Annotated in this window: 25 protein-coding genes; 12 read left to right on the top strand and 13 right to left on the bottom strand. The window is 71.4% G+C overall.

The genetic code is table 11. The annotated features are described in order from the left end of the window. Positions 1-31: 31 nt before the first annotated feature. Positions 32-2,542 (top strand): DEAD/DEAH box helicase, encoded by a 2,511-nt coding sequence (locus L2C96_RS41040; protein ID WP_237339943.1) that lies wholly within the window; start codon positions 32-34, stop codon positions 2,540-2,542. A gap of 280 nt (positions 2,543-2,822) precedes the next feature. Here L2C96_RS41040 and L2C96_RS41035 read toward each other — a convergent pair whose 3' ends face one another. After that, on the bottom strand, positions 2,823-4,097 hold the full coding sequence (locus tag L2C96_RS41035) for a hypothetical protein (RefSeq protein WP_237339942.1): 1,275 nt from the start codon (positions 4,095-4,097) through the stop codon (positions 2,823-2,825). 154 nt (positions 4,098-4,251) lie between these two features. Here L2C96_RS41035 and L2C96_RS41030 point away from each other — a divergent pair, with 154 nt between their 5' ends. Next, positions 4,252-5,514 (top strand): cytochrome P450, encoded by a 1,263-nt coding sequence (locus tag L2C96_RS41030; RefSeq protein ID WP_237339941.1) that lies wholly within the window; start codon positions 4,252-4,254, stop codon positions 5,512-5,514. Positions 5,515-5,896: 382 nt separating this feature from the next. On the opposite strand, the gene L2C96_RS41025 is transcribed toward L2C96_RS41030, so the two are convergent. Further along, entirely contained in the window at positions 5,897-6,838 is a 942-nt protein-coding gene (locus L2C96_RS41025; RefSeq protein ID WP_237339949.1) for a sugar-binding transcriptional regulator, read from the bottom strand. Between the two features lie 136 nt (positions 6,839-6,974). Here L2C96_RS41025 and L2C96_RS41020 point away from each other — a divergent pair, with 136 nt between their 5' ends. Genes L2C96_RS41020 through L2C96_RS41005 form a run of 4 tightly spaced genes read left to right on the top strand, consistent with a single transcriptional unit; the run spans position 6,975 to position 11,065 of the window. After that, the gene (locus L2C96_RS41020; protein WP_020421808.1) at positions 6,975-7,979 is read left to right on the top strand and encodes a zinc-dependent alcohol dehydrogenase family protein; all 1,005 of its coding nucleotides are present in this window, start codon (positions 6,975-6,977) and stop codon (positions 7,977-7,979) included. Continuing rightward, positions 7,972-9,312 carry an ABC transporter substrate-binding protein gene (locus L2C96_RS41015; RefSeq protein WP_237339940.1) on the top strand — a complete coding sequence of 447 codons (1,341 nt, stop codon included), beginning with the start codon at positions 7,972-7,974 and terminating at the stop codon, positions 9,310-9,312. The genes L2C96_RS41020 and L2C96_RS41015 overlap by 8 nt, the downstream gene beginning before the upstream one ends. Continuing rightward, a complete protein-coding gene (locus tag L2C96_RS41010) occupies positions 9,309-10,244 on the top strand; it encodes a carbohydrate ABC transporter permease (RefSeq protein WP_237339939.1) in 936 nt (311 codons plus the stop codon). Before L2C96_RS41015 ends, L2C96_RS41010 begins: the two co-directional genes overlap by 4 nt. 5 nt (positions 10,245-10,249) lie before the next feature. Continuing rightward, complete coding sequence (locus L2C96_RS41005; RefSeq protein ID WP_027936423.1) at positions 10,250-11,065, top strand: carbohydrate ABC transporter permease; 816 nt, start codon at positions 10,250-10,252, stop codon at positions 11,063-11,065. Here the strand turns inward: L2C96_RS41005 and L2C96_RS41000 are convergent, their stop codons facing one another. Both L2C96_RS41000 and L2C96_RS40995 read right to left on the bottom strand, forming a co-directional pair. Next, on the bottom strand, positions 11,066-11,257 hold the full coding sequence (locus tag L2C96_RS41000) for a ferredoxin (RefSeq protein ID WP_020421812.1): 192 nt from the start codon (positions 11,255-11,257) through the stop codon (positions 11,066-11,068). It abuts the gene before it with no gap. 8 nt (positions 11,258-11,265) lie between these two features. Then, on the bottom strand, positions 11,266-12,450 hold the full coding sequence (locus tag L2C96_RS40995; RefSeq protein ID WP_020421813.1) for a cytochrome P450: 1,185 nt from the start codon (positions 12,448-12,450) through the stop codon (positions 11,266-11,268). A 131-nt stretch (positions 12,451-12,581) separates the two neighbouring features. On the opposite strand from L2C96_RS40995, the gene L2C96_RS40990 reads away from it, so the two are divergent. Together L2C96_RS40990 and L2C96_RS40985 are read left to right on the top strand one after the other, a co-directional pair. Beyond that, positions 12,582-13,214: a TetR/AcrR family transcriptional regulator gene (locus L2C96_RS40990; protein WP_020421814.1), complete on the top strand. Its 633-nt coding sequence runs from the start codon at positions 12,582-12,584 to the stop codon at positions 13,212-13,214. Positions 13,215-13,225: 11 nt separating this feature from the next. Next, positions 13,226-13,864, top strand: a complete 639-nt coding sequence (locus L2C96_RS40985) for a GNAT family N-acetyltransferase (protein ID WP_237339948.1) — start codon at positions 13,226-13,228, stop codon at positions 13,862-13,864. A gap of 40 nt (positions 13,865-13,904) precedes the next feature. Here the strand turns inward: L2C96_RS40985 and L2C96_RS40980 are convergent, their stop codons facing one another. The 5 genes from L2C96_RS40980 to L2C96_RS40960 all read right to left on the bottom strand — a co-directional run bounded on the left by L2C96_RS40980 (position 13,905) and on the right by L2C96_RS40960 (position 18,301). Then, the gene (locus L2C96_RS40980) at positions 13,905-14,765 is read right to left on the bottom strand and encodes an aldehyde dehydrogenase family protein (RefSeq protein ID WP_237339938.1); all 861 of its coding nucleotides are present in this window, start codon (positions 14,763-14,765) and stop codon (positions 13,905-13,907) included. Then, the gene (locus L2C96_RS40975; protein ID WP_237339937.1) at positions 14,758-16,191 is read right to left on the bottom strand and encodes an aldehyde dehydrogenase family protein; all 1,434 of its coding nucleotides are present in this window, start codon (positions 16,189-16,191) and stop codon (positions 14,758-14,760) included. The genes L2C96_RS40980 and L2C96_RS40975 overlap by 8 nt, the downstream gene beginning before the upstream one ends. Further along, entirely contained in the window at positions 16,191-17,144 is a 954-nt protein-coding gene (deoC, locus tag L2C96_RS40970) for a deoxyribose-phosphate aldolase (protein ID WP_237339936.1), read from the bottom strand. The genes L2C96_RS40975 and deoC overlap by 1 nt, the downstream gene beginning before the upstream one ends. Before the next feature lie 66 nt (positions 17,145-17,210). Further along, complete coding sequence (locus L2C96_RS40965; RefSeq protein WP_020421819.1) at positions 17,211-17,822, bottom strand: DUF1707 SHOCT-like domain-containing protein; 612 nt, start codon at positions 17,820-17,822, stop codon at positions 17,211-17,213. Positions 17,823-17,890: 68 nt separating this feature from the next. Then, the gene (locus L2C96_RS40960; RefSeq protein WP_237339935.1) at positions 17,891-18,301 is read right to left on the bottom strand and encodes a hypothetical protein; all 411 of its coding nucleotides are present in this window, start codon (positions 18,299-18,301) and stop codon (positions 17,891-17,893) included. Positions 18,302-18,337: 36 nt separating this feature from the next. On the opposite strand from L2C96_RS40960, the gene upp reads away from it, so the two are divergent. Together upp and L2C96_RS40950 are read left to right on the top strand one after the other, a co-directional pair. Beyond that, entirely contained in the window at positions 18,338-18,961 is a 624-nt protein-coding gene (upp, locus tag L2C96_RS40955; RefSeq protein ID WP_020421821.1) for a uracil phosphoribosyltransferase, read from the top strand. Continuing rightward, positions 18,951-19,553 (top strand): class I SAM-dependent methyltransferase, encoded by a 603-nt coding sequence (locus tag L2C96_RS40950; RefSeq protein WP_237339934.1) that lies wholly within the window; start codon positions 18,951-18,953, stop codon positions 19,551-19,553. The genes upp and L2C96_RS40950 overlap by 11 nt, the downstream gene beginning before the upstream one ends. Here the strand turns inward: L2C96_RS40950 and L2C96_RS40945 are convergent. Continuing rightward, positions 19,514-20,119, bottom strand: a complete 606-nt coding sequence (locus L2C96_RS40945; protein WP_020421823.1) for a TetR/AcrR family transcriptional regulator — start codon at positions 20,117-20,119, stop codon at positions 19,514-19,516. The genes L2C96_RS40950 and L2C96_RS40945 overlap by 40 nt on opposite strands. An 84-nt stretch (positions 20,120-20,203) precedes the next feature. Here L2C96_RS40945 and L2C96_RS40940 point away from each other — a divergent pair, with 84 nt between their 5' ends. Further along, positions 20,204-20,608 carry a MerR family transcriptional regulator gene (locus L2C96_RS40940; protein WP_237339933.1) on the top strand — a complete coding sequence of 135 codons (405 nt, stop codon included), beginning with the start codon at positions 20,204-20,206 and terminating at the stop codon, positions 20,606-20,608. Next, the gene (locus L2C96_RS40935; RefSeq protein WP_237339932.1) at positions 20,605-21,585 is read left to right on the top strand and encodes an aldo/keto reductase; all 981 of its coding nucleotides are present in this window, start codon (positions 20,605-20,607) and stop codon (positions 21,583-21,585) included. The genes L2C96_RS40940 and L2C96_RS40935 overlap by 4 nt, the downstream gene beginning before the upstream one ends. A gap of 14 nt (positions 21,586-21,599) precedes the next feature. Here L2C96_RS40935 and L2C96_RS40930 read toward each other — a convergent pair whose 3' ends face one another. The 3 genes from L2C96_RS40930 to L2C96_RS40920 are packed head-to-tail and all read right to left on the bottom strand — an operon-like array spanning position 21,600 to position 23,342. Then, positions 21,600-21,998: a hypothetical protein gene (locus L2C96_RS40930; protein WP_237339931.1), complete on the bottom strand. Its 399-nt coding sequence runs from the start codon at positions 21,996-21,998 to the stop codon at positions 21,600-21,602. Between the two features lie 58 nt (positions 21,999-22,056). Then, positions 22,057-22,509 (bottom strand): flavodoxin family protein, encoded by a 453-nt coding sequence (locus L2C96_RS40925; protein ID WP_017986804.1) that lies wholly within the window; start codon positions 22,507-22,509, stop codon positions 22,057-22,059. Further along, positions 22,494-23,342: a helix-turn-helix transcriptional regulator gene (locus L2C96_RS40920; RefSeq protein WP_237339930.1), complete on the bottom strand. Its 849-nt coding sequence runs from the start codon at positions 23,340-23,342 to the stop codon at positions 22,494-22,496. Before L2C96_RS40920 ends, L2C96_RS40925 begins: the two co-directional genes overlap by 16 nt. Positions 23,343-23,621: the final 279 nt, after the last annotated feature.

The following is a 23,621-nucleotide window of genomic DNA, read 5'->3' as shown; positions in this document are numbered from 1 at the left end:
TCCGGCCGCGGGTGGCACGATGGTACCCACGATGAGCCTCTCAGACCTCCTACCAGCGGATCCCGATCCCGACACGCTGTTCGAGACGTTTTCGGCCTGGACGGCCGAACGCGGGCTCGAGCTGTACCCGGCGCAGGAAGAGGCGCTGATCGAGGTCGTCTCCGGCGCCAACCTGATCCTGTCCACCCCGACCGGCTCGGGAAAGAGCCTGGTCGCGGTGGGTGCGCACTTCACCGCGATGGCCCACGGCCTGCGGAGCTACTACACCGCGCCCATCAAGGCGCTGGTCTCGGAGAAGTTCTTCCAGCTCATCGAGATCTTCGGCGCCGACAACGTCGGGATGATGACCGGCGACTCCGCGGTCAACCCGGATGCCCCGATCATCTGCTGCACGGCGGAAATCCTGGCGAACATCGCGTTGCGGTTCGGTGCCGACGCCCCGGTCGGCCAGGTCGTGGCCGACGAGTTCCACTTCTACAGCGAGCCGGACCGTGGCTGGGCGTGGCAGGTGCCGCTGCTGGAGCTGCCGAACGCGCAGTTCGTGCTGATGTCGGCCACCCTCGGTGACGTCACCTTCTTCGAGAAGGACCTGACCCGTCGCACCGGCCGCACCACCGCGGTGGTCACGTCGGCGCAGCGGCCGGTGCCGCTGACCTACCGGTACGCGCTCACCCCGCTGCACGAGACGATGACCGAACTGCTCACCGGCGGGCAGGCCCCGGTCTACGTCGTGCACTTCTCGCAGGCCGCCGCGATCGAGCGGGCGCAGGCCCTGATGAGCATCAACGTCACCACCCGCGCCGAGAAGGACGCGCTCGCCGAGGCCATCGGGGACTTCCGGTTCTCCGCCGGGTTCGGCAAGACGCTGTCGCGGCTGGTGCGGCACGGCATCGGCGTGCACCACGCCGGCATGCTGCCCAAGTACCGGCGGCTGGTCGAGCAGCTCGCGCAGGCCGGGCTGCTGAAGGTGATCTGCGGGACGGACACGCTCGGCGTCGGCATCAACGTGCCGATCCGCACGGTGGTGTTCTCGGCGCTGACCAAGTACGACGGGGTGCGCCAGCGGCACCTCAAGGCACGCGAGTTCCACCAGATCGCCGGGCGCGCGGGCCGGGCCGGGTACGACACCGACGGGTACGTGGTCGTGCAGGCGCCGGACCACGTGATCGAGAACGCGAAGGCGCTGCAGAAGGCGGGAGACGACCCGAAGAAGAAGCGCAAGATCGTCCGCAAGAGCGCGCCCGAGGGGTTCGTCAACTGGACGGAGAGCACGTTCGAGCGGCTGATCTCGTCGCCGCCCGAGCCGCTGACGTCGAGTTTCCAGGTGAGCCACGCGATGCTGCTGAACGTGATCTCGCGGCCGGGCAACGCGTTCGAGCACATGCGGCACCTGCTGGAGGACAACCACGAGGACCGGCCGTCGCAGCGCAAGCACATCCGCCGGGCCATCGCGATCTACCGCGCGCTGGTGGCCGCGGGCGTCGTCGAACGGCTGTCCGAACCGGACTCGACGGGCCGGATCGTGCGGCTGACGATGGACCTGCAGCTGGACTTCGCCCTGAACCAGCCGCTGTCGCCGTTCGCGCTGGCCGCGATCGAGCTGCTGGACACCGAGTCGCCGACGTACGCGCTGGACGTGGTGTCGGTGATCGAGTCCACAGTGGAGAACCCGCGGCCGGTGCTGTCGCAGCAGCAGTTCAAGGCGCGCGGCGAGGCGGTCGCGGCGTTGAAGGCGGAGGGCGTCGAGTACGAGGAGCGGATGGCGCTGCTCGACGAGGTGACGTACCCGAAGCCGCTGGAGGAGCTGCTGGAGGCGGCCTACGAGACGTACCGGCGCGGGCACCCGTGGGTCGCCGACTACGAGCTGAAGCCGAAGTCGGTCGTGCGGGACATGTACGAGCGGGCGATGAACTTCGTCGAGTACATCAACTTCTATTCGCTCGCGCGGTCGGAGGGCCTGGTGCTGCGGTACCTGGCGGACACCTACGACGCGCTGCGGCGCACGGTGCCGGACGAGGCGAAGACCGAGCCGCTGGAGGACCTGATCGCGTGGCTCGGCGAGATGGTGCGCCAGGTCGACTCGAGCCTGCTGGACGAGTGGGAGGCGCTGCGGCATCCGGGGGAGGAGCCGGTGCCCGCGGAGCGCCTGCCGGAGAAGCCGCCGCCGGTCACGGGCAACGAGCGGGCGTTCCGGGTGCTGGTGCGCAACCAGATGTTCCGGCGCGTCGAGTTGGCCGCCCGGCGGGCGTACGCGGAGCTGGGGGAGCTGGACGCGGCGTCCGGCTGGAACGACATCGAGTGGGAAGCCGCGCTCGAGGCCTACTACGAGCAGCACGACCGGATCGAAACCGGGGCGGACGCCCGCGGCCCGGCGATGCTGATCATCGAGAAGGAGCCCGAGGTCTGGCGGGTGAGGCAGATCTTCGACGACCCCGCGGGCGACCACGACTGGGGCATCAGCGCCGAGGTGGACCTGGCGGCCTCCGACGAGGCCGGCGCAGCGGTGGTCCGCGTGACGGCGGTGGACCAACTCGGAGGCTGAGGCCCCTCGCGGCTGACGTGGACCGGCGCGGCTGGCGGTGCTGTCCCGCGCGCGGTTGGGGGTGGTGTCCGGCGTGCGGCGGGGGTGTCCGGCGCGTGGATGGTGGTGCTGTCCGGCGTGCGGCTGGCGGTGTTGCCGCCGCGCGGCCGGGGTGCCCGGCGTGCGGCTGGCGGTCTTGCCCAGCTTGCTGCGGAGCTACTCGAACTTGCATCCCGGGCGCGCTACCGCCGGTAGGTCCGGTGGCTCCTGGCCGCGGCAGGCCGCGGCCAGGAGCCACCCCTCAACGCCGGTGCCGGGGGCCGGTGTCGGGCGGGCCGGGCTCGGGGGCGGCGGTTTCCGGGTAGCGCGGCAGGCCGGCGAAAGTGCCCTGCTGCTGCGGGACCGCGGGCTGTTGCGGCGGCGGGTCCTGGTCGGTCTGCGGGAACGGCTCCGGGTTGCGGCGGTACAGCGCCGGCGTCGGGGCCGTGGGCGCGACGTCCATCGGCGAGGCGACCTGCGCCTCCGCGGCGGCGTACGCGGGCTGCCGCCCGGGCGCGTAGGGCTGCGCCGGGGACGGGATCTCGGGGGCGGGCTGCGCCCCGGACGGCGTGTCCGTGCTCGCCCACGCCTGTGCCGCCGAGGGCACCTCCCCGGAGGCGGGTGACTGGCCTGCGGGCTGGACGTCCGCGGAGCCGTAGGCCGGCCGGGTCCCATCCGTGGCCGCGTAGCCGGACGGCATGTCGCTGGAGCTGGACGTCACCGGCCTGCTCTCGCCGGAGGCGTAGCCGGAGGCCATCTCGCCCGAGGCGTAGCTGGGCTGCGCCGCGGCGGCCATCTCCCCAGAGGTGACGGCCGCCGGCCTGCTGTCACCGGAGGCGTAGCCGGGCTGTGCTCCGGAGGGCATCTCGCCGGAGGCGAACGTCGCCGACCTGCTATCGCCGGTCTGCGCCGCGGCGGGCATCTCCCCGGAGGCGTAGCTGGACTGAGCCGCGGCGGGCATGTCACCGGAGGCGAACATCGCCGACCTGCCATCCCCGTACTGAGCCCCGCCGGGCATCGCGCCGGAACCGTAAGCCGCTCCCGTCGAGCTGTGCGCCGGCTGGCTCTCCGCGGAATACGGCGAGGACATGTACGACGGCATCGGCACGTCGGCCGGCGTCTTGCTCACCGGCCGTCGCGGGTCGGGCATCGGCGCGGCTGCCTCCGGCCGCTGACCCGCCGCGTCCATCGCGACCGCCGGTGGGCGCTCGACCTGCGGGTTCTGCCCGGGCAGGATGTCCATCGGCGACCCACCGCGCGGCGCGGGCGCCTGGTGACGTCCCTGGGCCACCTCGTCCTCGCCGGAGTAGCCGGCCAGCGGGTTCTTGGCGTTGCGCTTCGGCCCGCGGCGGGCCAGCCCCACGAGGCCGAACAGTCCCAGCAACCCCAGCAGCCCCCACAGCCCCTGCGGCATGTTCCTGAGCTGCTCCTGCGCGAGCACGGTTTCGGCCGGCGCGGCGTTCGCCACCGCCGGGCCGAACGGCAGGAGGACGCACACCGCGGCGGCGACCGTCCCGAGGCGGGCCCTGTCAGGCATTACGGCTCACTCCCCTGGTTGTCGTGACGCCACGATGTACCCGCCCCACCCGGGTCCAGACCAGACACCGACCTAGTGGGTGACCTGCACCACCTGCGCGAGTGACTTCTCTTGCGACGCCGGAATCGTCGGACTCCGCGTGTAATCTGCGGCCATGGGGCTTCGCGCACGTGTGGTTTCCTGGGTGGGCCGCCGTTACCTCGCCAGAGCGCAGAAAAAGGGCTTCGACCTCTCGGTCCTGCCTGATTCCGCGCTCATGCCGCTGCGCCGTGACGGCCTGGACCCCGTGCCCGAACTGGGCGCCACCAGGGCCGAGGCGCCGGTCAGCAAGTTGCCGCTGCCCTTCGGCATCACCGCGTGGCTGGTCACCGGGTACGGCGAGGCGAAGGAAGTGCTCGCCGCCACGGACAAGTTCAGCAACGACTACACCAACCTCGTCGGCAAGGCGGGGCTTTCCGCCGAGCAGAACCCCGGCGGGCTCGGGTTCGCGGACCCGCCGGACCACACGCGCCTGCGCAAGATGCTGACGCCGGAGTTCACGATGCGGCGGCTGAACCGCCTCACGCCGCGCATCGACGAGATCATCGCCGAGCAGCTGGACGCGATGGAGAAGGACGGCGGCACCGTCGACCTGATGCAGTCGTTCGCGCTACCGATCCCGTCGCTGACGATCTGCGAACTGCTCGGCGTCTCCTATGAGGACCGTGACGACTTCCAGCGCCTGAGCACGGTCCGGTTCGACCTGTTCGCCGGTGCGGGCGCCTCGTTCGGGGCGATCTCGGAGTCACTGTCCTATTTGCTCGAAATCGTGAAGAAGCAGCGCGTCGAGCCCGGTGACGGTCTGCTCGGCATGCTGGTCAAGGAGCACGGCGACAACATCTCCGACCAGGAGCTGGCCGGTCTCGCCGACGGTGTGCTGACCGGCGGCCTGGAGACGACGGCGAGCATGCTGGCGCTGGGCGCGATCGTGCTGCTGCGCGACCGGCGGGCGTTCGAACTGGTGCGCGACTCCGACGACGCCGCGCGTGATTTCGTCGAGGAGCTGCTGCGGTACCTGACGGTGGTGCAGGTGGCGTTCCCGCGGTTCGCGCGCGAGGACGTCACGGTCGGCGGGCAGGAGATCGCCAAGGGCGACATCGTGTTCGTGTCGCTGAGCGGGGCCAACCGGGACGCCGCCCTCGGCGACGGCATGGAGTCCTTCGACCCCGCCCGCCCGGCGACGCAGCACCTGGCCTTCGGCTGGGGCGCGCACCGGTGCATCGGGGCGGAGCTGGCGCGCATGGAGCTGCGTGCCGCGTACCCGGCGCTGGTGCGGCGCTTCCCGGACCTGCGGCTGGACGTCGAGCCGGAGCAGTTGAGCTACCGGCGGACGTCGATCGTCTACGGCGTGGACACGCTGCCGGTGCGGGTGAAGTAGCGGTCCTGCGAGGCAGATTCGCCGCCGCGAGTGGCGAACATGCCGGGGGAGCGCCAACTCGCTGCCCGGAGGGGCGAACACGGCCGGGATGGCCGACACGTGCGGCCCCCGCCGGCGGCTTGATCAGTGCCGGGAGCGAAGCCGGCCGTGACAACTGGGCGCCGTAGTCGGTGAAATCTCCGCGCGGAAGGGCAACACGCTGTCGGGAATGCCCACCACGGCGCAGGGCCGGCGCGGCGCCGGGAGTGCCAAGACGCCGCCGGGAGCGGTCTAGACCGGGCATGGAACGGCAACGCGGTGCCGCGAGTAGCCGCCATGGTGCCGGCCAACACAGTGCCCGGGCGTGGCGGACCCGGCACCCCAGAGTGGGTGAAGTAGCCGGTCAGCCCTGGCGGAGGCGTAGCGCGCCTTCCGCGGCAGGCGTGTCCGTGATCAGCGTCGACACCAGCCCCGACCGCAGCACGGCGTCGATGGCCTCCGCCTTCGGCGCCGTGTAGCCGAGGGCGATCACCTCGGGCACCTTCAGCAGCTCCGCCGTGTCGATCGCCAGCACGTGGTGCGCCAGCCCGGTCGACAGCGGCTTCCCCTCGCCGTCGAACAGCCGTGCCGCGACCTCCGCGCGAGCGCCCCGCGCGGTGATCGCCTCGCGTTCGGCCGGGGACACCGCGTCGTACACCGTCGACTCGCCGGGCAGCCACGCGCCGATGCTCACCACGGCCTTCGTCAGGCGCGGGAACTGCGCGAACGTCTCCGCGATCCCCGGCTGCCGCCGCAGGATCTCCGTCGTCCGCCGGTCCGGCAGCACCAGCGGCCCGTAGATCGGGTACGCGTCCCCGCCCGACACCTCCGCCACGTGCCGCACCGTCTCCACCGACCGGTCCCGCATGTCCATCCCGGCCTGCACCCCGCACAACTGCACGATCGGGCACTTCGGCAGCCGCCGCACCGCCGCCGCCATCGCGTTCACCGACCGCGCCCACGACAACCCGACCACGTCGTCCTCGGTGACCGTCTCCGACAGCAGCTGCGCCGCGAACGCCCCGATCTGCCGCCGCACCTGCGGACGCGGCCCCGTGCTCGCCGCTCGATTGAGCACGAACGCCTGCCGCAGCCCATACGCGGACCGCAGCTCGTCGGACAGCCGCACGTCGACCGGCGCCGGGGGAGCGAACTCCACCCGCACCAGGCCCTGCGACAACGCCGCGTCGATCAGCCGCGCCACCTTGAACCTGCTGATCCCGAAGTCGGCGGCGATTTCGATCTTGGACTGCCCCAGCACGTAGAAGCGGTGCGCCACCAGCGTCGCGGTGAGCCCGTCCAGCATGCCAGTCTCGCTCATCTGAGCACTATAGCGCCAGCTCCGTTGACGAGAAACCACCAAAACCCCTCTAATGCATGACCAGACATGTGACCACAAAGTCGTGAGGCGCTCAGATGAGCGCAGGAAGAGGTGAGACGGCATGCGGGCCGCCATCGTCGATCAGCCGGGTTCCATCAGGGTCGGCGAGGTTCCCGATCCCACGCCGGGGGAGCGCGACGTCGTGATCAAGGTCGGCGCGTGCGGCATCTGCGGCACGGACCTGCACATCGCCGACGGCCACTTCCCCCCGACGCCCTACCCGATCGTCCCCGGCCACGAGTTCGCCGGCGAGATCGTCGAGATCGGCGAGAACGTCCCCGGCGGCTGGCAGGTCGGCGACCGCGTGGCCGTCGACCCGTCCCTGTTCTGCGGCTACTGCGACCCGTGCCGCGCCGGCCACGGCAACCTCTGCGAGAACTGGGGCGCCACCGGCGACACCGTCAACGGCGCCTTCGCCGAGTACGTCGCAGTCCCGGCGAGCACCTGCTACCGCCTGCCCGACCACCTGTCCTGGCAGGAGGGCGCCCTCGTCGAGCCGGTGTCCTGCGCGGTGCACGGCGTCCGGCGCATCGGGGTCGAGGCGGGCGAGCACTTCCTGGTCGTCGGCGCCGGGACGATGGGCCTGGTCATGCAGATGCTCCTGCAGCGGGCCGGCGCGCGCGTCACGGTCGTCGACCGCAACGCGTCCCGCCTGCCGCGGGCGAAGGACCTCGGTGCGCACGCCGTCGCCACCGATGTGTCCGAACTGGACGGTGAGCGGTTCGACGCGGCGGCCGACTGCACCGGTGCGGCCCCGGCGATCGAGGCCGCGTTCGACGCGCTGCGCCGCGGCGGGCGTCTGCTCGTCTTCGGCGTCGCCCCGGCGGAGGCACGTGTCGCGCTTTCGCCGTTCCGGATCTACAACGACGAGATCACGGTGGTGGGATCGATGGCTGTTCTGCACTCCTACGGCGCCGCGCTGGACCTGGTGGCCTCCGGCGCGATCGACACGAAAGCCCTGCTGACCGACGCGTTGCCGCTGGAGCGGTTCCCGGACGCGCTGGACCTGATGCGCAGTGGTGCGGGTCTGAAGGTGCAGGTGCTGCCGGGGGCCACGGATGCGTAAGCGGCTGGCACTCCTCGCGGTCGCCGCGCTGCTGACCCTGACCGGCTGCGCGGGCGCCGGCGCGCTCGGCGCGGGCGGCAACACCCTGGTCATCGCGATCGTGGCGAACCCGCAGATGAACGACGCCATTTCGCTGTCGCACGAGTTCGAGGCGGCGAACCCGGGCGTCAAGCTCAAGTTCGTGTCGCTGCCGGAGAACCAGGCGCGCGCGAAGATCACCGCCTCGACCGCCACCCAGGGCGGCGAGTTCGACGCGGTGATGATCAGCAACTACGAGACCCCGCAGTGGGCGGCCAACGGCTGGCTGGAGAACCTGCAGCCCTACATCGACGCCAGCCCCGGCTACGACCCGGCCGACTTCATCCCGAGCATCCGCGACTCGCTGTCCTACCAGGGCTCGATGTACGCGGTGCCGTTCTACGGCGAGTCGTCGTTCCTGGCCTACCGCAAGGACCTGTTCGAGCAGGCCGGGCTGACCATGCCGGAGCACCCGACGTGGCAGCAGATCGCCGACTTCGCCGCGAAGCTGGACAACCCGCAAGCCGGTGTCGCCGGCATCTGCCTGCGCGGCAAGCCCGGCTGGGGCGAAAGCCTCGCGCCGTTCACCACCGTCGCCAACACCTTCGGCGCGCAGTGGTTCGACCAGGACTGGAACGCGAAGCTGGACACGCCGGAGTTCCGCGAGGCCGCGAACTTCTACGTGAACCTGGTCCGCGAGCACGGCGAGGTCGGCGCCTCCAGCGCCGGGTTCTCCGAGTGCGGCACGCGCTACGGCCAGGGCCAGGCCGCGATGTGGTACGACGCGACCGTGATGGCCGGGACGAACGAGGACCCGGAGTCGAGCAAGGTCGTCGGCAAGTCCGGCTACGTCGCCGCGCCGGTGGTGAAGACCGAGGCGAGCGGCTGGCTCTACACCTGGGCGCTGGCGATCCCGAAGGTCGGCAAGAACAAGCAGGACGCCTGGAAGTTCCTGCAGTGGATGACGAACAAGGAGTTCGTGCAGACCGTCGGCAAGACCTACGGCTGGAACCGCGTCCCGCCGGGCTGCCGGTTCTCCACCTACCGGATCCCCGAGTACGCCGAGGCCGCGAAGGCCTACGCCCAGCCCACGCTGGACGGCATCGACGCGGCCGACCAGCGCAAGGTGATGACCAAGCCGGTGCCCTACCCGGGCATCCAGTTCGTGGGCATCCCCGAGTTCCAGGACCTGGGCACCCGGGTCAGCCAGGAGCTCTCGGCCGCGATCGCCGGGCAGATCACCGTCGACGAGGCCATCGAGCAGTCGCAGGAGTACGCGCAGACCGTCGGCGATTCCTACCGGGAGACGAAATGACCGCCGTTGCGCCCACAGTCGCAAGTGGACAAAGAGTCGAAGCGAAACCGGAGAAGCGCAAGGGCACCGGAGCCTGGGCCCGCCGGGCGCCCCTGCTGCCCGCGCTGTTGTTCACCATCGTGGTGACCCAGATCCCGTTCATCCTGACGGTGGTCTACTCGTTCCAGTCGTGGAACCTCGTGCGGCCCGGCTCGCAGCACTTCGTGGGGTTCCAGAACTACGCCGACGTGTTCGCCGACTCGCAGTTCCGCGGCGCGATGCTCAACACGGTCGTCCTGACCGTGGTGTGCGTGTTCGTCGCGCTGCTGCTCGGGCTCGGCCTGGCGCTGCTGCTGGACCGCAAGTTCCTCGGCCGCGGCGTGGTGCGGACGCTGCTGATCACGCCGTTCCTCATCCTGCCCGCGGCGGGCGCGCTGCTGTGGAAGACGACGATGTTCGACCCGACCTACGGGCTGCTCAACTTCGTCTTCGGCGGCGAAACCGACTGGCTGTCGGAGTTCCCGCTCGCCTCGGTCATGGCGCAGGTCGTGTGGCAGTGGACGCCGTTCATGATGCTGCTGATCCTGGCCGGCCTGCAGAGCCAGCCGAAGGACGTGCTGGAGGCCGCGCAGGTCGACGGCGCGGGCCGGTGGCGGACGTTCGCGTCGATCACGCTGCCGCACCTGTCCCGGTACCTGCAGCTGTCGGTGCTGCTGGGCGCAATCTACATCGTGAACAGCTTCGACGCGATCTTCCTGATGACCCAGGGCGGTCCGGGCACCGCGAGCACGAACCTGCCGTACTACATCTACCAGCGCGCGTTCCAGGGCTTCGACATCGGCCAGTCCTCGGCGATGGGCGTCGTCGTGGTGGTACTGACGTTGATCGTCGCGACCTTCGCGCTGCGCCTGATGTTCCGCGCGTTCGACGTGAGCAAGGGGGTCGTGAAGTGAGCACCCTGCGCAGGCGGCTCGGTCCCGCCTCACTGACCACCGCGACGTGGGTGGTCGCGATCCTCTTCGTGTTCCCGCTGATCTGGATGGTGCTGACCGCCTTCAAGCAGGAGGCCGACGCCTACACCGATCCGCCGCGGATCGCGTTCACCCCGACGCTGGACCAGTTCGCGAGCATCTTCGAGCGCGGGTTCCTGCCCTACCTCGGCAACTCCGCGTTCGTGACGATCCTGTCCACGCTGATCGTGCTGCTCCTGGGCGTCCCGGCGGCGTACGCGCTGTCGCTCGCCCCGGTGCCCAAGACCAGCAACGTGCTCGGGTTCTTCCTGTCCACGAAGATGCTGCCGGTCGTGGCCGCGATCATCCCGCTGTACGTGATCTCGCAGCGCACGCAGCTGCTGGACAACGTGTGGGCGCTGGTCATCCTCTACACGGCGATGAACCTGCCGCTGGCGATCTGGATGATGCGCTCGTTCTTCCTCGAGGTGCCCACCGAGATGATCGAGGCCGGGCGCGTCGACGGGGCGAACCTCCCGACACTGCTGTACCGGGTGATCCTGCCCGTGGTCGCGCCCGGCATCGCGGCGACCGCGTTGATCTGCGTCATCTTCTCGTGGACCGAGTTCTTCTACGCGGTCAACCTGACGGCGGCGCGGGCCGGCACGGTGCCGGTGTTCCTCGTCGGCTTCATCACCAGCGAGGGCCTGTACTGGGCGCAGCTTTCCGCGGCCGCGCTGCTGGCCTCGCTGCCGGTGATGATCGTCGGGTGGATCGCGCAGAACCACCTGGTCCGCGGTCTGTCGATGGGCGCGGTGAAGTAGCTACTCCTGCAGGGACAGCGCCATGGCGGGGCACAGCTTGACCGCCTCGCGGGCGCTGTCCACCTGCCCGCCCTCGGGGTTTTCGACCAGTACCACGACCGTGCCGTCGTCGTCCTGGTCGAACACCTCCGGTTCGGTCAGCACGCACTGGCCCGCGCCGATGCAGAGATCGGTGTCCGCGACGATGCGCATGGCTCCTCCTACCAGGTCACCGGGAACTCGTGAATACCGTAGACGCTCGCGTCGTCCTTGAACGGCAGGGAGTCCAGCGGCACGGCGGGCCGCAGTCCGGGGATCCGCCGGAACAGCGTGTCGAACACGATCTGCAGCTCCATCCGCGCGAGGTTCTGGCCGAGGCACTGGTGCGCGCCGAAGCCGAACGCGAGGTGGTGCCGCGCGCCGCGCTCGATGTCCAGCTCCTCGGGGTGGTCGAACGCGTCCGGGTCGCGGTTCGCGAGGTTGCTCAGCGGCACCACGCCCTCACCTGCCTTGATGAGCACCCCGCCGAGCTCGACGTCCTCCACCGCCACACGGGACACCGCGAACTCGGCGATCGTGAAGTACCGCAGCAGTTCCTCGACCGCGGGCAGCGTCTTCGACGGGTCCTCCTGGATCTTCCGGATGTCCTCCGGGCGCTCCAGGAACGCCATGGTGCCCAGCGAGATCATGTTCGCCGTGGTCTCGTGCCCGGCGACGAGCAGCAGGAACGCCAGACTGACCAGCTCTTCGCGGTCGTCCTGCTTGTCGAGCTGGCGGCTCAGCAGGTCGTCGGCCGGTTCCTGCGCCTTCCGCTCGATCAGCTCGCCCAGGTAGTCGCGCAGCGCGTCGATCGACGCTTTGCGCTCCTCAGGCGGCGTGACCCGGCTGAGCAGGCGGGACGAGTGCAGCTGGAAGAACTCGTGGTCGGCGTACGGGACGCCGAGCTGCTCGCAGATGACCAGTGACGGCACCGGCAGGGAGAGCGCTTTCACCAGGTCGGCCGGCTTGGGGCCGGCGAGCATCGCGTCGATGTGCTGGTCGACGATCTCCTGGATGCGCGGGCGCAGCGCCTCCATCCGCCGCACCGTGAACTCGCCGACCACCTTGCGCCGCGCCGGGCCGTGCTCCGGCGGGTCCATCCCGATCAGCGACGCGCGGAACCCGGTGTTGATCCGCTGTCCCTTGATCAGCAGCGGGAAGTTCGGGTTGCGCCGGTCGGAGCTGAACCGCGGGTCGGTCAGCATCGCCCGGATGTCCTCGTGCCGGGTGATCGCCCACGCCGTCTCGCCGCTGGGCAGCGTCACCCGCTGGATCGGCGCCTCGTCCCGCAGTCGGCGGTGCTCATCCGGCGGCGCGTACGGGCAGCCGCGGGTGATGGGCAGTGTGGCGGGAAGCTGAGCGGTCACGGTGTTGCACCCCAATCCGGACAAAATGTGGAAGGATGTCGTCCACTTATCGCCAACGTACTGATGTGGAAGTTTTTCGTCCACCTACGTTCGGGTGAGAGAATCTCGCGGGGGTGACGGAGAGGAACGACATGACGGCTTCGGAAACGCGGCTGCGCGCGGACGCCCAGCGCAACCGCGACCAGATCGTCGCCGCCGCCCGCCAGGTGTTCGCCGCAGCGGGCCCGGACGTGCCGATGGAGGAGATCGCGCGCGCCGCCGGAGTCGGCGTCGGCACGCTCTACCGGCGCTTCCCCGACCGGGAGGCCCTCATCCGGGCCGTCGCGCGGGAGAGCTTCGCGCAGGTACTCGCCGACGCACGGGAAGCGGCGGCCGAGGAGCCGACGGCGTTCGACGCGCTGGTGCGGGTCATCGGGCGGTCGCACCAGCTGCAGGCCAGCGTCCAGCTGGCGCTGGTTTCCGAGCGGGCGAGGGAAATCCTCAAACGCGACCCGGAAACCGCCGCCTCCCGCGACGCATTGCTGGCCGAGCTGGACGCGATCGTGCAGGCGGCGCAGGCCGAGGGATCGGTCCGCGCCGACGTCGGGACCGGCGACGTCGCCATCCTGTTTTCGCTGGTGCTGCGACAGCCGCCGGCGGTGGACGACCCCGCGCTGCTGGCCTTCGAACGTGCCGCGGCCCTCATGCTCGACGGGCTGCGGTCGAGTTCCGCCAGCCCGTTGCCGGGCCGCCCGATCACCGGTGAGGACCTCCGGATTTCTTGACGGGTACCGGTATGGTGCTCGCGATGGTGATGCCTCCGCCCCGTCTCGACCTGGCGCGCTACCGCGCCCCGGTCTGGGCCGGCGTGCCCGCGCGCGCCGGGCGGAAGGTGCGGCTGCGGGTGATCACGCCTGCCGATCAGCGCAGGCTGGCCGGTTTCGACCGGGAGGCCGCGGACACCCGCCGCGTCGGGGAGTACCGGCACTGGGCGGCGCACCGCGCCGAAGCCGACTTCCACTTCGCGATCGAGACCCTGCGCGGCGGTCTCGTGGTGGGCTCGCTGTCGGCGACCGAGGCGGATTCGCCGGACCGGTTCAGCTACGGCATCGGGATCGGGCCGCAGCACCGGCGGTGCGGTTACGCGGGCGACGCGGTGATCACGTTGCTGCGCTTCATGTTCGGCGAGCGCGGCTACCGGAAGTGCGAGGTCAGCATCTACGGCGGCAACGTGGCGTCGCTGTCGATGCACGCCGGGCTCGGCTTCCGCGAGGAGGGCCGCGTCCGCGACACCGAGCTGTCCCGCGACGGCGTGAAGTACCTGGTGCTGATGGGCATCACGGACACCGAGTTCGCGGAGATCCACCCGGACTTCCCGGCTGCCAGTTCGCGGGGGCGGCACTGGCGCTCCCGCGGACGGCACCGCGACCGCTAGTCCGGCCGCGTGACCGCCCGGCGGCCACGCGGCCGCGCCCCTAGACACCCATCGGGTGCCAGACGGTCTTCGCCTCCAGGTAGCGCCGCAGCCGGGCGATGTCCGGGCGCTGCGTCCAGTCCGGCTCCTCCGCGGGCACGGCCAGCACGCGCTTCACCGTCCCGGCCGCCTCGCGGGCCAGTTCCGCGCGGTCCTCGGCGCCCGTCGGGTCCAGCGCGTTCACGTCGCCGTGCGAGGCCAGCCACGGGCCGAGCTCCGCGGCGCGCCCGGTGAGGATGTTCGCCACCCCGCCGGGCAGGTCGGACGTCGCCAGCACCTCGGACAACGTGATCGCGGGCAGCGGCCGCTCCGCGCTGCTCACCACGACCGCCGTGCAGCCGGTCGCCAGCGCCGGCGCCAGCACGCTCACCAGCCCGAGCAGCGACGACTTCTGCGGCGCGAGGATCCCGACCACTCCGGTCGGCTCCGGCACGGTGAACGAGAAGTACGGCCCGGCGACCGGGTTCGCCGCGCCCAGCACGCTCGCCACCTTGTCCGTCCACCCCGCGTACCAGACCCAGCGGTCGATCGCGGCGTCCACGACCGCCTCGGCGCGACGCCCGGACAGCCCCTCGGCGGCCCCGACCTCGGCGACGAACTGGTCGCGGCGCCCCTCCAGCACCTCCGCGACCCGGTACAGCACCTGCCCGCGGTTGTAGGCGGTCGCGCCCGACCAGCCGGGGAACGCCTTGCGCGCGGCCACCACCGCGTCCCGCACGTCCTTGCGCGAGGCGTGCGCGGCGTTGGCGAGGAAGTTGCCCTTGCTGTCGGTCACCGGGTACACCCGGCCGGACTCCGAGCGCGGGAACTTGCCGCCGATGAACAGCTTGTACGTCTTCGCGACGCTCACCCGCTCAGACATCCAGGTATCCCTCCAGACCGGTGCGGCCACCCTCGCGGCCGAAGCCCGACTCCTGGTAGCCGCCGAACGGCGCCGCCGGGTCGAAGCGGTTGAACGTGTTGGCCCAGACCACGCCCGCGCGCAGCCGGTTCGCCGTCCACAGGATCCGCGAGCCCTTCTCGCTCCAGATCCCGGCGGACAGCCCGTAGGGCGTGTTGTTGGCCTTCGCGACCGCCTCGTCCGGCGTGCGGAAGGTGAGCACCGACAGCACCGGCCCGAAGATCTCCTCGCGCGCGATCCGCATCGACTGGTGCACGCCGGAGAACACGGTGGGCGCGAAGAAGAACCCGCGGTCGGGCACCGGGCACGGGCTGGTCCACCGCTGCGCGCCCTCGGCCTCGCCGGAGTCGGCCAGCTCGCGGATCTTGGTCAGCTGCTCGGCCGAGTTGATCGCGCCGACGTCGGTGTTCTTGTCCAGCGGGTCGCCCAGCCGCAGCGTCGTGATGCGGTGCCGCAGCTTGTCCAGCAGCTCCTCGGCGACCGACTCCTGCGCGAGCAGGCGCGAACCGGCGCAGCACACGTGGCCTTGGTTGAAGAAGATGCCGTTGACGATGCCCTCGACGGCCTGGTCCAGCGGCGCGTCGTCGAAGACCACGTTCGCCGCCTTCCCGCCCAGCTCCAGCGTGAGCCGCTTGGGCGTGCCCGCGACCTGGCGCTGGATCTGCTTGCCGACCTCGGTCGACCCGGTGAACGCGATCTTGTCGATGCCCGGGTGCCCGACCAGCCGCGCGCCGACGTCGCCGGCGCCCGGCAGGATGTTCACCACCCCCGGCGGCAGCCCGGCCTGCTGGCAGATCTCGCCGAACACCAGCGCGGTGAGCGGCGTCGTCTCGGCCGGCTTGAGCACCACGGTGTTGCCGGTGGCCAGCGCGGGCGCGATCTTCCACGCCAGCATCAGCAGCGGGAAGTTCCACGGGATGATCTGCCCGGCGACGCCCAGCGGCTTCGGGTCCGGCCCGTATCCCGCGTAGTCGAGCTTGTCGGCCCAGCCCGCGTGGTAGAAGAAGTGCGCGGCGACCAGCGGCAGGTCCGAGTCGCGGGACTCCTTGATCGGCTTGCCGTTGTCCAGCGTCTCCAGCACCGCCAGCTCACGCGAGCGTTCCTGGATCAGCCGCGCGATGCGGAACAGGTACTTCGCGCGCTCGCTGCCCGGCATCGGGCCCCAGGTCTTCTCGAACGCCTTGCGCGCGGCCTTCACCGCGGTGTCGATGTCGGCGGCGCTCGCCGTGGAGACCTCGGCCAGGACCTCCTCGGTCGCCGGGTTGACGGTCTTGAGCGGTTCGCCGCCGCCGTCGACGAACTCGCCGTCGATGAACGGCCGGTAGCTCGGCTTGAGGTTCGCCAGGTCGCGCGACTCGGGCGCGGGCGCGTACTCGAAGGCAGGCATCAGTCCACCGCCACGTAGTCGGGGCCGCTGTAGTGGCCGTCGTGCTGGGTGCGCCGCTGCAGCAGCAGGTCGTTGAGCAGGCTGGACGCGCCGAAGCGGAACAGCTCCGGGGTGAGCCACTGCTCGCCCGCGACCTCGTGCACGGCGACGAGGTACTTGATCGCGTCCTTGGTGGTGCGGATGCCGCCGGCCGGCTTGACGCCGCGCAGCTCGCCGGTGGTGGTGAACCAGTCGCGGACGGCCTGCAGCATCACGTGCGTGACGGGCAGCGTCGCGGCGGGGGAGACCTTGCCGGTGGAGGTCTTGATGAAGTCGCCGCCAGCCAGCAGGGCCAGCCAGGAGGCGCGGCGCACGTTGTCGTAGGTGACCAGCTCGCCGGTCTCGAGGATGACCTTCAGGTGCGCGTTCCCGCAGGCGGCCTTGATCGCCTGGATCTCCTCGAACACCTCGCCGTAGCGGCCTTCGAGGAACGCGCCCCGGTCGATCACCATGTCGACTTCGGTGGCGCCGGACTCCACGGCCAGCGCCACGTCGGCGAGCTTCACCTGCCGGGACGACCGCCCCGAGGGGAAGGCCGTGGCGACGCTCGCGACGCCGATGCCGGTGCCCTTGAGCCCGTCGACGGCCGTCGCGACGAGGTCCGGGTACACGCACACCGCGGCGACCTGCGGCGTGTCCGGCCGCTCCGGGTCGGGGCGGCGGGCCTTCGCGGTCAGCGCGCGGACCTTGCCGTGCGTGTCGGCGCCCTCGAGCGTGGTCAGGTCGACCATCGAGATCGCGGTGTCGATGGCCCAGAGCTTGCTGGACTTCTTGATGCTGCGGGTCGCCAGGGCGGTGGCCCGGGCCTCGACCCCGACCTGGTCCACACCGGGCAGGCCGTGCAGGAAGCGCCGGAGGCTCGCGTCGTCGCGGATGGCGTCGGCGAGAGCGGCCGGCAGGGTGGGTGCGCTCACCCGCCCAGGCTAGCTGGGCTACCGCGGGAGTGGCCGCACATCCTCCGCGCCCCGGTCCGCCGGTGGTCAGCCCTCGATCTGCCCCTGACCCTTCCGCGGTTTGCGCACGACCGTGACCGCGCCCCAGAACGCGAGCCCGGTGACCTTGACGACCGGCGCGCCCGGCGGCGGGGGCTCGGTGGACGCGCCGCCGCGGTCCTGGCTCTCGAACGCGCCCATGAAACCGACGCCGGTGACCTCGACGATGATGTCGTCGGGCACCACGATGTCGATGCCGCCCATGATCGCGACGGCGGTGATGGTGGTGTGCCGTTCGCTGAACCGGGCGCTGCGCAGGTCCATCTCGACGCCGCCCCAGAACGCGACGCTGGTGTGGTCCGGCGGCACGGTCCACGGGCCCTTGCGGGTGACGCCGGACATGACGGCGACGGAGGTCTTCGAGCCGGGCACCCCGCCGATGCGGTTGTCCGGGGTGAGCGCCCGCGGCGCGGCGGGCTGCACGGCGGCCGGCGAGACCCCCGGCAGGTCCGCGACCGGCGGCTCCAGTTCGGCGAGCGTCTTGGCGGCGTACACGGTGTCGAGCCGCTCTTCCAGTTCCTGCACGGTGATCCGCCCCTCGGCGAGCGCGTTGTGCAGGATCTGCGCGACCCGTTCCCGGTCCGCGTCGGAGGCCCGCATCGGCGGGCGCTCGGGAGTCCCAGGCTGTTCCACCGCGCGAGCCTATCTGGGTCCACGCGGTTTCCGGGTCACCTTCCGGAGACTGTTCCGTCCGCGCCGACGATCACGTCCACGTGCGCGACGTGCTGCGTGCACGGCCCGGAACCGAAGCTCGCGACGTGCACCGGAACGCTCCCGCCCGCGCCCAGCGCTTCGCGGCCGTCGGCGGTCAGCAGCCGGACGGTGACGTCGCCGTGGCCGGCCTCGAACCGTTGCGCGCGCGTGCTGCCGAGGTCCGGCGCCACGACCCCGCCGGCCTGCGTCGCCCGCGCCGTCGAGCACGTGCCGGACTGGCACAACCGCAGTTCCACCGACGCCACGTCCGGCACCGCGGGCAGCACCACGCGGGACGGCGCGGCGTAACCGATCGCGGGACACGCGACCGGGGCGCACGCGGCCAGCGCGCTGCCGATTCCCAGCACCGCGACCACGGTGCGCATCCGGACCACCCCCGTTGTCGGCTACCGTGACGCTCCATGGACGTGCTTGTCGTCGATCATCCGCTGGCCAAGGCCAGGCTGTCGACCATGCGTGACGCCCGCACGGACAGCGCGGCCTTCCGGGCGGCCCTGCACGAGCTGACCGTCATGCTGATCTACGAGGCCACCCGCGAGGCGCCGGTGCGCACCGAGCGCATCCACACGCCCGTCGCCCGCACCGACGCGTACCGCCTCGCGAACCCGCCGCTGCTGGTGCCCGTCCTGCGCGCCGGGCTGGGCATGGCCGACCAGGCGCACAAGCTGATCCCCGAGGCGCAGATGGGTTTCGTCGGCCTGGCGCGCGACGAGGAGACCCTCCAGCCGACCCCGTACATGGAGTCGCTGCCCGACGACCTGTCCGACCGCCCGGTGTTCGTCCTCGACCCGATGCTCGCCACCGGCGGCTCGATGGAGTACACGATCCGGCTGCTGACCGGCCGCGGCGCCACCGACGTCACCGCGATCTGCGCACTCGCCGCGCCGGAGGGGATCAAGCACCTGGAGGACAGCGGCCTGCCGGTCCGCGTGGTCACCGCGAGCGTCGACGAACGGCTCAACGACTCCGGCTTCATCGTCCCCGGCCTCGGCGACGCGGGTGATCGTCAGTACGGTGCCCGCTGACCCGTACTGGAACAGCAACGTCGCCCGGCATCCGGAGGTCCTGCGCGCCGTGCCGGACGGCTGCGTGGAGGCGCTGGACGTCGGCTGCGGCGAGGGGCTGCTCGCGCGGAAGCTGATGAGCAGGGCGAAGCGGGTCACCGGGATCGACTGCTCGCCGGAGATGATCGCCCGCGCCCGCGAACAGGCCGGCGGTCCGCGGTTCGTCGAGGGTGACTTCCTCGCCGCGGACCTCCCTGCCGGGCACTACGACTTCGTCTGCTCGGTCACCGCGATCCACCACATGGAGTTCGAGCCGGCGCTGGCCCGCATGCGGGACCTGCTGCGCCCGGGCGGCACGCTCGTCGTCGTCGGCCTGGCGCGCGAGGCGACCCTGGCGGACTGGGCGATCTGGGCCGCGGCCACGCCGGTCGTGCGGATCACCAAGGTGCTGCGCCGGGCGAGCGTCCCGACGGGCATGCCGACCCTCAAACCGGCGATGAGCTACCGCGAGGTCCGGGAGGCGGCCCGGCGGCTCCTGCCCGGCGTGCGCTACCGGCGCCACGTGCTCCGCCGCTATTCGCTGACCTGGGTCAAGCGCCACCCGTCCGCGTGAGCGCGCAGCGCCGTCTCGTAGGAGGCGGCCACGTCGAAGTCCCGCGGCAGGTTCCCGTTCAGCTCCAGCGACACCAGCCCGTGCACGATGCCCCACGCGCTCACCGCGATCACCTCGGGCGCGACCGCCCGGAACGCCCCGGCGGAGATCGCCGCGCGCACGGTGTCGACCAGCGGCGCGAGTGAGTCCCGCGCGGTCCGCGCGGCCTCCGCGCCGGGCTCGAACCCGGGCAGGGCCTTGGTGAACATGATCGAGTACAGGTGCGGGTCGGCCAGCGCGCTCTCCCGGTAGGCCAGCCCCAGCCGCACGAAGTCCTCCACCGGGTCGCCCGAGCGCGAGACGCCCCGCAACCGCGCCCCGAACCGCCGGAACCCCTCCAGGTAGACGGCGTTGACCAGCTCGGGCTTGCCGCCGAACAGCGAGTACACCGCGGTGGTCGAGGTGCCCACGTCCGCGGCGAGCTTGCGCAGGCTGAGCGCCTTCGGCCCGTCCGCCGACAGCAGTTCGCCGGCCCGGTCGAGCAGTTTCAGCCGGAGTGCTTCGTCGTGGGTCCGGGGTCGCGGCATGCCCCCAGGCTATCGCGACACCGTTATCGTTCCCCTGCTTCCGGAGTTGACCTGGAGTGCACTCCAGGTCGTAGTGTCGGCAGCATGAGCTACTCGATAGCGGAAGCCGCACGTCGCAGCGGGCTGTCGATCGACACCCTCCGCTACTACGAGCGCATCAAGCTCCTCGACCCGCCCGCCAGGGACGCCGCGGGCAGGCGGGCCTACTCCGACGCCGACCTCGCGTGGCTGGAGTTCCTCACCAAGCTCCGCACCACGGGCATGCCGATCAAGATGATGCGGGAGTACGCGCAGCTGCGCGGCGCCGGTGACGCCAGCGCCGGCCGCCGCCGCGCGATCCTGCTCGAACAGCGCCGCTCGGTCGCCGAGCGCATCGCCGAACTCCAGGCCTGCATGGACGTCCTGAATTACAAGATCGAGAACTACGACCGCATCTGCGCCCGTGTCCCGGGCGCGGCCGGCGTGGTCCGGGAGGAGATCTCCGCGTGATCGGCACCAGGAAGCTGGGCGAGCTGGAGGTCGGCGCGCAGGGCCTCGGCTGCATGGGCATGAGCCAGGCCTACGGGGTGCGCGACGACGACGCGGAGTCCATCGCGACGATCCACCGCGCGCTCGAGCTGGGCGTGACGCTGCTGGACACCGCGGACGTGTACGGCCAGGGGGCCAACGAGGAGCTGGTCGGCCGCGCGATCGCGGGCAAACGGGACCAGGTCGTGCTGGCCACCAAGTTCGGCATCGTGCTGGGCGCGGAGGGGCAGCAGGTGCGCGGCGACGCGGCCTACGTCCGCCAGTGCGCCGAGGACTCGCTGCGCCGCCTCGGCGTCGACCACATCGACCTCTACTACCAGCATCGGGTCGACCCGGCCGTCCCGGTCGAGGAGACCTGGGGCGCGCTGTCCGAGCTGGTCGCCGAGGGCAAGGTCCGCCACCTGGGCATCTCCGAGGCGTCCGCGGACACGATCCGCAGGGCGCACGCCGTCCACCCGGTGACGGCCCTGCAGAGCGAATGGAGCCTGTGGACCCGCGGGATCGAGGACGAGGTCGTGCCCACGTGCCGCGAGCTGGGCATCGGGATCGTGCCGTTCTCGCCGCTCGGCCGCGGGTTCCTGACCGGCAGCATCACCAAGGTGGAGGAGCTGCCGTCCGACGACATGCGCCGCAACCTGCCGCGCTTCGCCGAGGGCAACCTGGACCGGAACCTGCGCATCGTCGAGGCGCTGCGGAAGCTGGCGGCGGAGAAGGGCGTGACCGCCGGCCAGCTGGCGCTGGCCTGGGTGCAGAGCCGGGGCGCGGACGTCGTCCCCATTCCCGGCACGAAGCGCCGCAAGTACCTGGAGGAGAACGTGGCCGCGGCCGCGCTCGAACTGTCCGAAGCGGACATCCGGAGCATCGAGGCGGCTGTTCCCGCGGAGGCCGTGGCGGGGGAGCGCTACCCGGCGGCCCTGGCCCGCAACGTCGGCAAGTGAGGCCGGTGGCCTGATCAGGCCACCGCCACCCCGACCGCCGTCGTGATCATCGCGGCGGCGAGCAGCACCGCGCCGCTGACGGTGACGCCGTGCGCGAGCGGCTTCCGGTCCGGCAGCAGGTTGAGGAACATCCCGCCGGACTGCGCGAGGATGCCGACCAGCAGCAGGACGGAGACCACCCACTGGCCGGCCGCGCCGAGCCCGCCCGCGGCGACGAGTTGCAGGGTGATCAGCGCCAGCACGAGCAGCACACCGGCGTGCGCGTGCCCGGCGCGGAAGTACGCCCGCTGCTCGTCGGTGAGCTTGCGCTTGCGCAGCAGGCCGAGCAGCGAGTAGCCGCCGAACATCACCGTCGGCAGCGAGACCAGCGCGATCACGGTGAACAGCTGGGTGGGACCGGACAGGGCGATCATCGCGAGCTTCCTCTCTGGGAGCGTTCCACGACAATCGTAACAGCGTTACGTAACGACGTTATTCCATCAGTCCGGCAGCGACCGTCGCGCCCAGCTCCCAGCAGCGTTCGAGGTCCGCCTTCGACGGTTCGCCGGTGACGGTGACGATCTCCGCCGCCTTCTCCCACCCGAGGCCCGTGGTGATCGACTCGATGCCGCGGACCGTCCCGGAGACGTCGCTGCCGCCGTGCACGTAACACCCGAACGGGCGGCCGCGCGTGGAGTCCAGGCACGGGTAGTAGACCTGGTCGAAGAAGTGCTTGAGCGCGCCCGACATGTACCCGAGGTTGGCCGTGGTGCCGAGCAGGTAGCCGTCCGCGTCGAGCACGTCGGTGGCGGTGGCCGCGAGAGCCGCCCGCCGCACGACGGTGACCCCCTCGATCTCGTCGGTGGTCGCGCCCGCGACCACGGCTTCGAACATGGCCTGCAGGTTCGGCGAGGGCGTGTGGTGCACGATCAGCAAGGTGGGCACGCCTGAGGAGCGTGCCGTGGCCGGTGCGCCGGTGCAAGCGCGCCGGGGGTGCCGAGCAGCCGCAACGCCTCCTGGCCGGCGCTGCCGGGCGCGGCGGTGTAGAGGATGACCCGCTGGTCGCGGTCGGGGACGAGCAGCACCTCGCACGCGACCTCGAACTCGCCGGTCCGCGGGTGCCGAAGGACCTTCGTCCGGTCGCGCCGCACGATCACGTCGTGCCGGGACCACAGCTCGCGGAACTCGGCGCTGCCCTCCCGCAGGTCCTCGATCAGCTCGCGGATCCCCGGGTCGTCCGGGTACTTAGCGGCGGCCGCGCGGAGTGCGACGGCGAAGTGCTCGCCCGGGTCCGGGTAGCGGCTCCCACCGGAGTGGAGGAACCGGTCGCGCGCGAGGTTGCGCTCGCGGGGTAACAACTCGGCGAGGTCGCCGAAGACGACGGCGGCCAGGGGGTTCCACGCCAGCACCTCGTACTTGACGTCGACGACCAGCGCCGCCGCCTCGTCCAGGTGGTCCAGGAGGTGCCGGACCCCGGACGACACGTCCGCGGAGGGGCCGTCCGGGTCGGGTTGTTCCCCGGCGAGGTGGAACAGGTGCGCGCGTTCTTCGTCGGAGAGCCGCAGCGCCCGCGCGACACCGGAGAGGACGTCCCGCGGTGGCTGCGGACTGCCGGCCTGTTCCAGGCGCGTGTAGTAGTCGGTCGAGATCCCGGCGAGGTTCGCGACCTCCTCCCGTCGCAGGCCGGGCGCGCGCCTTCGCGGTCCGGCCGGCAGCCCGACGTCGGCGGGCCGCAACCGGTCGCGCCGGGTCCGCAGGAATGCCGCGAGTTCTCGCATGTCCCCAGTGTCCGGATCTTGGTCGAGCGGCCTCCGGGGAACCGCCCGATCGCGCCGTGGGCGGGCCGTCGCGACGCCTTTCCGGGCCGAAAGGGCGCTTGATCAGCGCTTTTACCGTTAAGGGACCCCCCTGTTCGAGCCCCATTTCGGGGCATGTAATCTTCTCTTCGTCGCCAGGGAGACCGGGCCGGCGGGGAAGAAAAGCCCCAAGGGAACGGGATCCGGGCGGGGGGTCACGAACCAAGCTCCCACCGATGGTGGTAGAGTGGGTGACCGCCG

The sequence above is a fragment of the Amycolatopsis tucumanensis genome (genome assembly GCF_021654135.1).
In the GTDB taxonomy this organism is placed as follows: Bacteria; Actinomycetota; Actinomycetes; order Mycobacteriales; family Pseudonocardiaceae; genus Amycolatopsis_E; species Amycolatopsis_E tucumanensis.
This window is presented reverse-complemented; position numbering and strand designations above follow the sequence as displayed.

What these genes read in the sequence shown, in the direction of transcription:
- L2C96_RS41040 (WP_237339943.1), top strand. Translation starts at nt 32, where the DNA reads ATGAGCCTCTCAGACCTCCTACCAGCGGATCCCGATCCCGACACGCTG.
- L2C96_RS41035 (WP_237339942.1), bottom strand. Translation starts at nt 4,097, where the DNA reads ATGCCTGACAGGGCCCGCCTCGGGACGGTCGCCGCCGCGGTGTGCGTC.
- L2C96_RS41030 (WP_237339941.1), top strand. Translation starts at nt 4,252, where the DNA reads ATGGGGCTTCGCGCACGTGTGGTTTCCTGGGTGGGCCGCCGTTACCTC.
- L2C96_RS41025 (WP_237339949.1), bottom strand. Translation starts at nt 6,838, where the DNA reads ATGCTGGACGGGCTCACCGCGACGCTGGTGGCGCACCGCTTCTACGTG.
- L2C96_RS41020 (WP_020421808.1), top strand. Translation starts at nt 6,975, where the DNA reads ATGCGGGCCGCCATCGTCGATCAGCCGGGTTCCATCAGGGTCGGCGAG.
- L2C96_RS41015 (WP_237339940.1), top strand. Translation starts at nt 7,972, where the DNA reads ATGCGTAAGCGGCTGGCACTCCTCGCGGTCGCCGCGCTGCTGACCCTG.
- L2C96_RS41010 (WP_237339939.1), top strand. Translation starts at nt 9,309, where the DNA reads ATGACCGCCGTTGCGCCCACAGTCGCAAGTGGACAAAGAGTCGAAGCG.
- L2C96_RS41000 (WP_020421812.1), bottom strand. Translation starts at nt 11,257, where the DNA reads ATGCGCATCGTCGCGGACACCGATCTCTGCATCGGCGCGGGCCAGTGC.
- L2C96_RS40990 (WP_020421814.1), top strand. Translation starts at nt 12,582, where the DNA reads ATGACGGCTTCGGAAACGCGGCTGCGCGCGGACGCCCAGCGCAACCGC.
- L2C96_RS40985 (WP_237339948.1), top strand. Translation starts at nt 13,226, where the DNA reads ATGGTGCTCGCGATGGTGATGCCTCCGCCCCGTCTCGACCTGGCGCGC.
- L2C96_RS40980 (WP_237339938.1), bottom strand. Translation starts at nt 14,765, where the DNA reads ATGTCTGAGCGGGTGAGCGTCGCGAAGACGTACAAGCTGTTCATCGGC.
- L2C96_RS40975 (WP_237339937.1), bottom strand. Translation starts at nt 16,191, where the DNA reads ATGCCTGCCTTCGAGTACGCGCCCGCGCCCGAGTCGCGCGACCTGGCG.
- L2C96_RS40965 (WP_020421819.1), bottom strand. Translation starts at nt 17,822, where the DNA reads ATGCGGGCCTCCGACGCGGACCGGGAACGGGTCGCGCAGATCCTGCAC.
- L2C96_RS40960 (WP_237339935.1), bottom strand. Translation starts at nt 18,301, where the DNA reads ATGCGCACCGTGGTCGCGGTGCTGGGAATCGGCAGCGCGCTGGCCGCG.
- upp (WP_020421821.1), top strand. Translation starts at nt 18,338, where the DNA reads ATGGACGTGCTTGTCGTCGATCATCCGCTGGCCAAGGCCAGGCTGTCG.
- L2C96_RS40945 (WP_020421823.1), bottom strand. Translation starts at nt 20,119, where the DNA reads ATGCCGCGACCCCGGACCCACGACGAAGCACTCCGGCTGAAACTGCTC.
- L2C96_RS40940 (WP_237339933.1), top strand. Translation starts at nt 20,204, where the DNA reads ATGAGCTACTCGATAGCGGAAGCCGCACGTCGCAGCGGGCTGTCGATC.
- L2C96_RS40930 (WP_237339931.1), bottom strand. Translation starts at nt 21,998, where the DNA reads ATGATCGCCCTGTCCGGTCCCACCCAGCTGTTCACCGTGATCGCGCTG.
- L2C96_RS40920 (WP_237339930.1), bottom strand. Translation starts at nt 23,342, where the DNA reads ATGCGAGAACTCGCGGCATTCCTGCGGACCCGGCGCGACCGGTTGCGG.